This is a genomic window from Piscicoccus intestinalis NBRC 104926 (genome assembly GCF_001515525.1).
Lineage (GTDB): Bacteria > Actinomycetota > Actinomycetes > Actinomycetales > Dermatophilaceae > Kineosphaera > Kineosphaera intestinalis.
Genome location: NZ_BCNQ01000154.1, coordinates 1 through 10,679, shown reverse-complemented (window position 1 = coordinate 10,679; position 10,679 = coordinate 1). Strand labels below are relative to the sequence as shown.

General features: G+C 73.3%; 10 protein-coding genes. 3 read left to right on the top strand and 7 right to left on the bottom strand.

What is annotated here, in order from left to right; genetic code table 11:
• On the top strand, positions 1–913 hold a 913-nt coding region (locus PINTE_RS18080; protein WP_157087346.1), incomplete at its 5' end, for a PASTA domain-containing protein.
• A gap of 57 nt (positions 914–970) precedes the next feature.
• Here the strand turns inward: PINTE_RS18080 and PINTE_RS18075 are convergent.
• From PINTE_RS18075 to PINTE_RS22200, 5 genes are all read right to left on the bottom strand, one after another.
• Entirely contained in the window at positions 971–1,582 is a 612-nt protein-coding gene (locus PINTE_RS18075; RefSeq protein WP_068433539.1) for a molybdopterin-dependent oxidoreductase, read from the bottom strand.
• A 147-nt stretch (positions 1,583–1,729) separates the two neighbouring features.
• The gene (locus tag PINTE_RS18070) at positions 1,730–3,112 is read right to left on the bottom strand and encodes a class II 3-deoxy-7-phosphoheptulonate synthase (protein WP_068433537.1); all 1,383 of its coding nucleotides are present in this window, start codon (positions 3,110–3,112) and stop codon (positions 1,730–1,732) included.
• A gap of 33 nt (positions 3,113–3,145) precedes the next feature.
• Positions 3,146–3,841 carry a response regulator gene (locus tag PINTE_RS18065; RefSeq protein WP_068433533.1) on the bottom strand — a complete coding sequence of 232 codons (696 nt, stop codon included), beginning with the start codon at positions 3,839–3,841 and terminating at the stop codon, positions 3,146–3,148.
• A gap of 180 nt (positions 3,842–4,021) precedes the next feature.
• Positions 4,022–5,221, bottom strand: coding sequence for a MacS family sensor histidine kinase (macS, locus tag PINTE_RS18060; protein WP_157087345.1), 1,200 nt, complete (start codon positions 5,219–5,221; stop codon positions 4,022–4,024).
• A 2-nt stretch (positions 5,222–5,223) separates the two neighbouring features.
• Complete coding sequence (locus PINTE_RS22200; protein ID WP_084343774.1) at positions 5,224–6,318, bottom strand: lysophospholipid acyltransferase family protein; 1,095 nt, start codon at positions 6,316–6,318, stop codon at positions 5,224–5,226.
• 259 nt (positions 6,319–6,577) lie between these two features.
• On the opposite strand from PINTE_RS22200, the gene PINTE_RS18050 reads away from it, so the two are divergent.
• Entirely contained in the window at positions 6,578–7,402 is an 825-nt protein-coding gene (locus tag PINTE_RS18050; RefSeq protein ID WP_245643043.1) for an alpha/beta hydrolase, read from the top strand.
• A complete protein-coding gene (locus PINTE_RS18045; protein ID WP_068433531.1) occupies positions 7,392–8,153 on the top strand; it encodes a threonine/serine exporter family protein in 762 nt (253 codons plus the stop codon). Before PINTE_RS18050 ends, PINTE_RS18045 begins: the two co-directional genes overlap by 11 nt.
• 219 nt (positions 8,154–8,372) lie before the next feature.
• On the opposite strand, the gene PINTE_RS18040 is transcribed toward PINTE_RS18045, so the two are convergent.
• Both PINTE_RS18040 and PINTE_RS18035 read right to left on the bottom strand, forming a co-directional pair.
• On the bottom strand, positions 8,373–9,365 hold the full coding sequence (locus PINTE_RS18040) for an ROK family glucokinase (RefSeq protein ID WP_068433543.1): 993 nt from the start codon (positions 9,363–9,365) through the stop codon (positions 8,373–8,375).
• 5 nt (positions 9,366–9,370) lie between these two features.
• Positions 9,371–10,321 carry an ROK family glucokinase gene (locus PINTE_RS18035; protein WP_068433529.1) on the bottom strand — a complete coding sequence of 317 codons (951 nt, stop codon included), beginning with the start codon at positions 10,319–10,321 and terminating at the stop codon, positions 9,371–9,373.
• Positions 10,322–10,679: the final 358 nt, after the last annotated feature.

The window sequence follows — 10,679 nt, the reverse complement described above, 5'->3', positions numbered from 1 at the left end:
CGGGAGACGGGCCGGTTCGGTCTCCCGCGCGCCGGAAGGCCGCGGCCGGAAGGCGGTCGTCGCGGCGGTGCTGGCGCTCGTGCTGGGCGCGGGTTGGTACGTGGCGGCCGGTCCGGCGTCGGCGCGCCCGGTGCCGGGTGTCGCGGGGCAGGAGCAGGCGAGCGCGTCCGAGGCGTTGGCGGCCGCCGATCTGCGCGCCAATGTCGACGAGGTGTTCTCGGAGACGGTGCCCGCCGGCACCGTCGTCTCCTCCGACCCGCAGGCCGGGCAGGGCGCCTGGCGCTGGTCGAGCGTGACGCTGGCGGTCTCGCGGGGCCCGGAGCGCTACGCGGTGCCGGACGTCACGAACACCACCCCCGAGGAGGCGCAGCAGCGCATCACCGACTCGCACCTGCAGGTCGGGGCGATCCGGCACGCCTACCACGACTCGGTCGCGACCGGCCGGGTCGTCGGCGCCACCCCCAAACCGGGCACCCAGTCCAAGCCGGGCACCTCGGTCTCCATCACGGTCAGCCGCGGTCCCGAACCGATCGACCTGGCCGACTGGCGCGGGAAGTCGGTGGAGGAGGCCGCGAAGCTGCTGCGCGACAAGGGCGTGACGGTGACCGTCTCCGGCGAGGAGTTCAGCGGCACGATCGACAAGGGCGACGTCATCTCGCAGACCCCCGGGCCGGGCACGCTGAAGCGCGGGGACGCGGTGACGTTCGTCGTCTCCAAGGGCCCCGACCTCGTCAAGGTGCCCAACGTGCGGGGCGAGAGCCGCGACGCCGCCGTGCGGGCGCTCGAGGCCGCGGGCTTCACGGTGTCGGTCGAGACGATCGCCGGGGGGCTGTTCGGCACCGCGCACTCCACCGACCCCGCCGGCGGCAAGAGCGCCCCCCGAGGCTCGAAGATCACGCTGCGGATCGTCTGAACTCCGGCGCCCTACTCCTGGGCGACCCGGGCCCGCGCGGCGCCCGCCGTTCGGGCCCTACTCCTGGTGCGCGTACCGCTCCTCGCGCCACACGTCACCGGTGAAGTGATAGCCGCGCTGCTCCCAGAACCCGCGCCGTGGCTCCACACAGAACTCCAGCGCGATGAGCCACTTGGGGCCCTTCCAGCCGTACAGGTGCGGCACCACGAGCCGCATCGGCCAGCCGTGTTCCGGAGGCAACGGCTCGCCGTCGAGGTGGGTGGCGAAGATCGACCGCGGCGAGAGCAGGTCGTCGATCGTGATGATGCTGCTGTACCCGTACGAGCCGTACGGGATGGCGTACCTCGCCTCGTCGGCGGGCTCCACCAGGTCGAGCACGGCTCCACACGGGATGCCGCCCCAGCGCACGTCCTGCACGGTGCTGCGCGACACGCAGTGGTGATCGGCGACGACCTCGATCCGCGGCAGCGGCTCCAGATCCGCCCACGACAGCGTGCGATCGACGTGCCCCGCGGTCGCGCCGGAGACGGTCAACGACCAGGTGGCGAGATCGATCCGCGGCACTCGACCGTAGTGGTTCGGCCGCCAGGTCGCCGCCCGGCGTTGCCCGGGCGGCAGGGGCCGAGGCTCGGCGTAGCCGTCCGCCGGGTCCTCCTCGCGATGCGCCACATTGACAAGGCTAGGTCGTGACGTCGACGCCGAACGCACCGCCCCGGGCCGCATCGCTTTAACCCGGAGCAAACCGTTCATCGTCGAGGCCGTCGCGCCTGAATCGATGCCGACCAGGGAGCCCGCCGTCGGCCGGCTCGGCGCCCGTCAGCGCTGCGTGAGCATCTCGGCGACGACGAAGGCGAGCTCCAGGCTCTGCTGGTGGTTCAGCCGGGGGTCGCACAGGGTCTCGTAGCGCAACTCGAGGTCGCGGTCCTCGACGTGCATGGCGCCGCCGAGGCACTCGGTGACGTCGTTGCCGGTGAGCTCCACGTGCAGGCCGCCGGGAATGGTGCCGAGCGCCTGGTGCACCTCGAAGAAGCCGCGCACCTCCTCGACGATGTCGTCGAAGCGCCTCGTCTTGAAGCCGCTGGAGGACTCGAACGTGTTGCCGTGCATCGGGTCACACACCCAGGTCACGTCGATGCCGGCGTCGGTGACGGCCCGCACGATCGGAGGCAGTGCCTCGCGCACCTGCTGCGCGCCCATCCGGGTGATGAGCGTGAGCCGGCCCGGCAGCCCGTCGGGGTCGACGAGCCGGGCCATCTCGATGACCTCCGCCGGGTCGGCGGTCGGGCCGACCTTGATGCCGACGGGGTTGGTGACCCGGGAGACGAAATCGAGGTGCGCGCCGCCGATGTCGCGGGTGCGCTCGCCGACCCAGACGAAGTGCCCGGAGGTGGCGTACGGCAGCCCGGTGCGCGAGTCGATGCGCGTCAGCGGGCGTTCGTAGTCGAGCACGAGCGCCTCGTGGCCGGCCCACACGTCGACCCGGCGCAGCTCCTCGAAGTCGACCCCGCAGGCGTCCATGAAGCGCATCGCCTTGTCGATGTCCTTGGCGAGCTTCTCGTAGCGGGCGTTCGCGGAGTTGGCGATGAAGCCGCGGTTCCACTCGTGCACGAACCGCAGGTCGGCGAATCCGCCCTGGGTGAAGGCGCGCACGAGGTTCAGGGTGGCCGAACTCGTGTGGTAGGCCCGCAGCAGCCGCTGCGGGTCGGGGATCCGCGCCACCGGGCTGAAGTCGAAGTCGTTGACGAGGTCGCCGCGGTAGGCCGGCAGCGTCGTCTCGCCGCGGGTCTCGGTGTCCTTGCTGCGCGGCTTGGCGAACTGGCCGGCGATGCGGCCCACCTTGACGACCGGCATGCTCGCGCCGTACGTCAGCACCACCGACATCTGCAGCAGCGTCTTGATGCGGTCGCGGATGTTGTCGGCCGTGGCCGCCGCGAACGTCTCCGCGCAGTCTCCGCCCATGAGCACGAACGCCTCGCCGTTGGCCGCATCGGCCATCCGCTGCCGCAGCACGTCGCACTCCCCCGCGAACACCAGCGGAGGCAGTGTGCCCAGCGTCGCGCTCACCTGCGCCAGCGCGTCGGTGTCGGGCCAGGTCGGCTGCTGTTTGGCGGGCAGCTCGGGCCAGGTCAGCGGTGCGGAAGTCGTGGTCACCCGAACAGGGTAGGCGGCACCCGTTCGGGAGCCGGAACCCGGTCGCATACCGGGCGGTCCACGCCCCCGGCGCCGGGCGACTCACGAGTCGGGCTGCGCACCCTGCGGGCGGTCAAGCCCCTGCTCGATGGCGTACCGCACGAGCTCCACCCGGTTGTGCAGCTGCAGCTTGCCGAGCGTGTTCTGCACGTGGTTCTGGACGGTGCGGTGCGAGAGCACGAGCTGCGCGGCGATCTGCTTGGCGGACATCCCGGTCGCGACCAGACGCAGGATCTCCATCTCGCGCGGTGTCAGCCGCGGCACCGGGGGGCCGCCGGAGGGGCCACGATCCTCGATCCGCGCCATCCGCCGGTACTCCCCGAGCACCAGGCCCGCGAGTCCCGGCGTGAACACCGCCCGCCCCCGCGCCGTCGCCGCGACCGCCTCGATGACCTCCTGCGCCTGCGCCGACTTCACGAGGTAGCCGGTCGCGCCCTCGCGCACCGCCTCCAGCACGTCGGCCTGCTCCGCGCTCGCCGAGAGCACGAGCACGTTCGTGTCGCACTGCGCGTCGCGCAGCGCCCGGCACACCCCGACGCCGTCGAGTTCGGGCAGGTTGAGGTCGAGCACGAGCACGTCCGGGCGCAGATCGATCGTCCGGCGCAGCGCGCGTCGACCGTCCTCGGCGGTCGCGACCACCACGTAACCGGCCTCGGCGAGGTCACGCGCCACGGCCTCACGCCACATCGGGTGGTCGTCGGCGATGACGACGCGCACGTCCTTCGGGTCCGGGCTCATTGACGTCCTCCCTGGTGCGGCGTCGCCCCCGGCGATCGGGCGTCGCCTGGCGAGCCTGTCGTGCGACTCGCGCCGCTGTGACCACTGTGGCATTCCTGTGCCGCCGCTGTGGCGCTCGTCACCCATGCGGGGCTCGAGTCGGCCGCCGGCTCTGCCCCCGGCAGCCCTCGACGCGACCGGCTACCCACCGCGCGGGACCCGCAGCTCCCAACTCGTGCCGGCGCCGGGCGCGCTGCGGCACACCGCGCTGCCGCCGAGTTCGGCGAGGCGGCCCTCGATGCTGCCGGCCACCCCGATCCGGCCCGCCTCCCGGGCCGCCTGCAGCGTGCCGTCGGCCATCCCGACCCCATCGTCGCGGATCGTCACGACGATCTCCTCGTCTTCGTCCTCGACGAGGATCCAGGCGCGCGCACCGGCTCCGGCATGGGCCTCGACGTTGTCGAGGGCTGCGCCCGCGGCGGCCGTCAGCGGCTCGACACGGGTCGCCGGAGCCGACACCGGTTCGGCCGGTCCGGAGACCTGCACGTGGTCGCCGCGCTCGGCGGCCAGACGGCGCAGCGCGGCGGTGACGTCGAGCCGGCCGCCGTGAGCCGCCTCCGGATCGGGCACGGCGATGAGGTCGCGCAGCCGGCGTTCCTGACGGGCCGCGATGTCACCGAGCTCGCGGGCCGGCCCGCCGACCTCCTGGCCGCGCCGGTGGATGAACGTCAGGGCCTGCAGCACCCCGTCGTGCACGGTGCGCGCGAGCCGCTCCCGCTCCGCGGTCTCGGCCCGCAGCTGCAGCGCCTGACGCATAGCCTCGTCGCCGCGGCGCGCCGCCTGCGACACCCACCCCGCGCAGCCGGCCACGATGAACAGCAACACGATGTTGTGGATCGTGCCCTCGGTGGGGAGCCCGATCTCGATGAGGTCGGCGATGACGATGACGAGCCACGCCCCGTAGGCCGCCAGCGGCCCGCGGTACAGACCGGAGGCGATGACCACGGCCCCCGCCCAGATGCCCGGCACGGTCGACGCCCCGCTCTGGCGGACCCAGTCGAGGTCGACCCACAGGGTCGCCAGGATCGCCGCGGTCGCCAACCCCAGTTCCGCCCAGACCTGCCACAGCTCGCGGCGGCGATGCACGAGCATGAGCACCGTCCAGCCCGCCAGCACCGCGAGCACGCCCCACCCGAGGACCGGCCGGTGCACGTGCTCCAACCGCCCGGCGAACTCGTAGACGGCGTAACAGATGGCCAGGAGCCGGAAGATGTCGACGGCGTCCCACAGGGCGGCCATCGACGGGTGGTCCACGCCCGGCTCATAGGCGGGCGGCAGCAGCGCCTGCATCCCCCGTCGTCGCGTCAGGCCCGGCGTGCCCTCCGGCGGCGTCACCGCCACGGCTACCTCGCGCCGTCTCCGTCTGCGGAGCCGGCGGCCTTCGGCTCCACCGTGCCCGCCTCGGGCAGGTACACGGTGCCGTCGCCGTCCAGCCGCTGCCGACTCACCGGAGACGGCTCGGCCGCCTCCGCGGCGCCCTTCTCACCGGTGTCGGCGCGGGTGGCGACGCCGTCGGATTCGGTGGGCTCCCCGGCGGAGCGCTCGGCGCGCTCAGCTGAGTCCCCGGGTGCCTCCTCGGCGTCTCGGTCGCGGCCGGGGAGGTCGAGAGACCGGGCCTTGTCGCGGGCGGCGGCCATGAGGTCTTCGGCCTTGGCGCGGGCCTGCGCCGACTCGGTCTTGGCGGCGGCGACCAGCTCCTCGGCCTTGGCCCGCGCCTGCGCCGACTCCGCACGGGCCGCGGCCAGCAGCTCCTCGGCCCGCGCGGCCAGGGCGGCCTTGCGGGTGGCGGCGTACTCGTCGACGTACTCCTGCCCGGACAGTTCCTGCAGCGACGACATCACCTCGTCGGTGATGCTGCGCAGGAGCACGCGGTCGTCGTGCCGGCCGATGTGCGCGGACACATCGATCGGCTCGCCGAACCGCACCCCGATCGTCGTGATCGTCGGGATCTTCTGGCCGGTGGGCTGGGCCTTGTCGGTGCCGATCATCGCGACCGGGATGATCGGCACGCCCGCCTCCATCGCCATCCGCGCGACCCCGGTCTTGCCGCGGTACAACCGCCCGTCGGGCGAGCGGGTGCCCTCGGGGTAGATGCCGAACAACTCGCCGCGGGCGAGCACCTCCAGGCCCGCGTCGATCGCGGCCCGGGACGCCTGGCCGCCGGTGCGGTCGATGGGGATCTGCCCGGTGCCGCGGAAGAAGAACGCCTTGAGCCGACCGACGGCGCTGGGGTCGGTGAAGTACTCCATCTTCGCGGGAAAGGTGATCCGACGATCGAGCACGAGCGGCAGGAAGATGGAGTCGGAGAACGACAGGTGGTTGCTGGCGAGGATCGCCGGCCCGTACCGCGGCACGTGCGCCAGCCCCTCGACGTGTGGCCGGAACAGCACCCGCAGCAGCGGCCCGAGCAGTACGCGCTTGAGCACCCAGTACAGCATCGAACACCTCGCAGGTCATGGGTCGGCCGACGGCCCGAACTCTACTGGCCACCGCCGACAGGATCGTGACCGCTGGGGAACCGCACACCCAACGTGACAGAATCGAGCCCCCGTCGGGGCTGACCGGGGCTCACCGGGGCCGACCGAGAGCCGACCCGAGCCGGGGGCCGAGGAGGGTCGACCGTGGCCGGGGGCCGGCCGTGGCCGACACCGCGTCGACGCGGGCTTCGCGCCGACGCCCAGGATGCGAGGAGTGGCGATGAACGAGCCGGAGCGCGGCACCGGTGCCGCGCCGCCTCCGATGGGGCCCGACCTGACGGCCTTCGCGCACGACGGCTCGGACGTCGGGGTGCTCGTCGTGCACGGGTTCACCGGCTCCCCGCAAGGGGTGCGCCCGCTCGCGCAGGCGTTCGCCGACGCCGGGTTCTCGGTGCGGCTGCCGGTGCTGCCGGGGCACGCCACCACCTGGCAGGACCTCAACACGACCACCTGGCGGCATTGGTACGGCGAGGTGGAGCGCGCGTTCGTCGAGCTGCGGGCGCGCACTCGGGTGGTCGTGGCGGCCGGGCTGTCGATGGGCGGTGCGCTCTCGACCCGCCTCGCCGAACTGCATCCGGACGACATCGCCGGGCTCGTGCTCGTCAACCCCGCGTTCCGGGTCGACGATCGCCGGATGGCGGCGCTGCCGCTACTGGCACGGGTGCTGCCGTCGCTGCCGGGCATCGGCAACGACATCCACCGCACCGACGGCGAGCCGGAGTGGTGTTACGACCGGATCCCGTTGCGCGCGTTGGCCTCCCAGGCACAGCTGTGGCGTCGCACGGTGGCCGACCTGGACCGGGTGCGCATGCCCGTGCTGCTCGCGTACTCCACCCAGGACCATGTGGTGCCGGCCTCGAGCTGGCAGCTGTTCGACCGCCGCGTCGGCTCGCGAGACGTGACGCGGTTGGAGTTGACGCGCTCGTATCACGTCGCCACGCTTGATGACGACGCGCAGTTGCTGCAGCAGGAGGCCGTCGCCTTCGTCTCCCGCATCGCCGCCGCCGTCACCCGAACCGATGCGGAGGTGCCCGATGGGCGATGACGACCGCCCGGACCGTTCCGACCGCTCAGACCGTCGTGACCGCCTGGACCACCCGGACGCGACCGACCCGCGCCCGTTCGACCCGGAGTTCGGCTCGGAGTCAGACCCGGAGGTGCGCCCGGAGCCGGGCCCGCAGCTGCCGAGCCTGACCGACCGGGAGTTCGCCGAGCGGTTCGACCTCATCGTCGCGAACTGGGAGGGGTTCCCCACCGCCGGCATGGACGACGCCGACAGCGACGGCGACAGTGACGAGAGGGCCGACAGGGCCAGCGCGCACGCCGACGGACCCACCGGCCGTCCCACCGGCGAACCGACCCGGTCGCGCACCGACGTCCCGCCCGCGGCCGACCGGCCTCACGAGATCCACATCGAGTCGCGCTCGATGCGCGAACTGGCGTCCGAGCAGCCCGAGCGACCCGAACAACGCGAGCAGCCAGAGGCGGCCGGGCGGCCCGAGCAGCACGGGCCCACCGACTGGCGCGTGCACATCCCGCCGGACGACCCGGACGACGAGGACTACGTGCCGCCGCCGCCGCGCCCGCTGCCCACCGGCGACCTCGGCTTCTGGGGTGCGCTCATCGGGCTCATCGGCGGCCCGCTGTGGCTGGTGTACCTCGCGGTCACCCAGAACGGCTCGCGCCTGACGATCGGCGCGGCCGTCGCGATGACCGTCGCGGGGTTCGCGATCATCGTCGCCCGCCTGCCGCGCCGCGGCCAGCGCGAGGACGACGACGACGGCGCCGTCGTCTGAGCCACGAGCCCTCGCCGACGAGCCATCCGGAGCCCGAACCACTCCCGAGCCCGAGTCACCCCGGAGCCCGAGTCACCCCGTAGCCCGAGTCACCCCGGAGCCCGACTCACCCCGGCGCCCGAACCACCCGAGCCACCTGAGTCACCCGGCCCGCTCGGAGCCCGAGGCCCCGCACCCGTCAAGCCACCCCATCAAGCCCGGACGGGCAGCCCGGCGGCCTCAGGCCTCAGAGGCCTGCACCCGCGCGAGATCCGCGGCGCCGATGAGGCCGGCGTCGTTGCCCAGCGCGGCCCCCACGACGTCCGCCTCCGGGCGGTAGCCACGGCCGGTGAGCTTGCGGCGGAAGGTGTCCCGGGCCGGGTCGATGAGCAGGTCACCGGCCGCGCTGACTCCGCCTCCGATGACGAAGCGCCCCGGGTCGAGGGCGGCGGCGATGTTCGCCAACCCCACGCCGAGCCAGTGCCCGACCTCCGCGAGCAGCTCCCGGGCGGTGGGGTCACCGGCCTTGGCGGCCTGCGTGATGAGCGGTCCGGTGAGGCCGCCCGGCTCGGCGTCGACGAGCGCCGCGAGATCCTGCACCACCGGGGACTGCGCGAGGATCATCGAGCGGGCCTCCCGCACGAGCGCGTTGCCGGAGGCGTACTGCTCCCAGCAGCCGCGGTTGCCGCACTCGCACCGCTGCCCGTCGGGAACGACCTGCATGTGCCCGAACTCGGCGGCGATGCCCCACTTGCCGCGCTGCAGCCGCCCGTCGATGATGAGGCCGCCGCCGATGCCGGTACCGAGGGTGATCATGACGAGATGGGACTCGCCCTGGGCCGCGCCGTACCGCCACTCGGCCCAGGCCGCGGCGTTGGCGTCGTTCTCGACATAGATGGGCCGCCCGACGCGGGCGCTGAGCCCCTCGCGCAAGGGCTCGTTGCGCCACGACAGGTGCGGGGCGAACACGACCGTCGCTCCGTCGGCGCCGACGAACCCCGCCGCTCCGATGCCGACGGCCCGCACCTGCCCGGGACCGGCGTGCATGCGGTCGTCGGTGACCGCCGCCATGAGTTCCTCGAACACCGAGACGATGGTGTCCTCGACGACGCGAGGCGACTTCGACCGCTCCGGCGTGTCGCGGCGGGCACGCCACACGATGCGTCCCATCTCGTCGACGACGCCGCCCGACACCTTGGTGCCGCCGATGTCGATGCCGATCGCATAGTCGATCGAGGTCACCGTTTCTCCCGTCTCGCCAGGGCCGCGGCCCCGATGAGCCCGGCCTCGTTGCCCAGGCTCGCCAGAGCCCAGGTCGCCTCCGGACGATATCCCCTCCCGGACAGGTTCCGGCGGAAGGCCGCGACCGCCGGCTCCAGCAGCAGATCGCCGGCCTGGGCGACCCCGCCTCCGAGCACGAACATGCTGGGATCGATGATCGCGGCGATGGAGGCAGCCCCCTCACCGATCCACCGGCCGAGGTCGCTGAGCAGTTCGATGCTCGCGGGGTCACCGTCCTTGGCGGCCTTCGTGACGTGCGGACCCTCGAGCGCCTCGGGGTCGTTGCCGGCCAGCTCGTTGAGGGTGCGGGCCAGACCCGGCGCCGTCCGCATCACCTCGCGCGCGTCGCGCACCAGCGCGCTGCCGGAGGCGTACTGCTCCCAGCAGCCGCGGTTGCCGCAACCGCACAGGTGCCCGCCGGGAACCACCCGCATGTGGCCGAGTTCACCGGCGATGCCGTACGCGCCGCGCATGAGTTCGCCGTCGAAGACCACACCGCCGCCGACCCCGGTGCCGATCGTGATGAGCGCCATGTCGGCGACATCACGGGCGGGACCGTAGAGAAACTCGCCCCACGCGGCCGCGTTCGCGTCGTTCTCGATGACGACCGGCACGTTGAGCTGCTCCTCGAGCATCGACCGCAGCGGCGCGTCGCGCCAGGCGATGTTCGGGGCGAACCGCACCATCGAGCGCTCGGCGTCGATCATGCCCGCGCACGCCACCCCCACGGCCTCGAATTCGCCGTGCGCGGCGAGCCGCCGGACCAGCGAGCTCGCGGTCGCGACGATCGCGTCGGGCTCCGTGGCCGGCGTGTCCGCGCGGGCCTGCTGCACGATGTGGCCCTCGCCGTCGACGATGCCTGCGCTGATCTTCGTGCCGCCGATGTCGATGCCGACCGTCGCGGTCATCTCTCGTCCCTCTCCTCGGTGGACAGCCGATGGGCCGCGGCGCGCAGCCCCTCGGCCAGCAACGTCGCGACGTCCGCGACGCGCTCGAGCACATGCGGATCCAGCGCCGCCGCCGTGCCTCGGCAGAACGGACACACCGCACACGCGCGCGGCGCCCGGCACGCGCACCCTACCGCCGGATCCGAGCCCGCCGCCGGGTCATCGCCGCCCGCCTCGGCGGGTCCGGCGCAGGAGTCGGTGGCCGGCCCGGTTCCCCGCATCGGGCCGTCGGCCGGCTGCCGCGCAGACCCGTCGCCCGGCTGGCCAGACCCATCGCCCGGCTGCCGCGCAGACCTGTCGCCAGGATGCGCAGACCCAT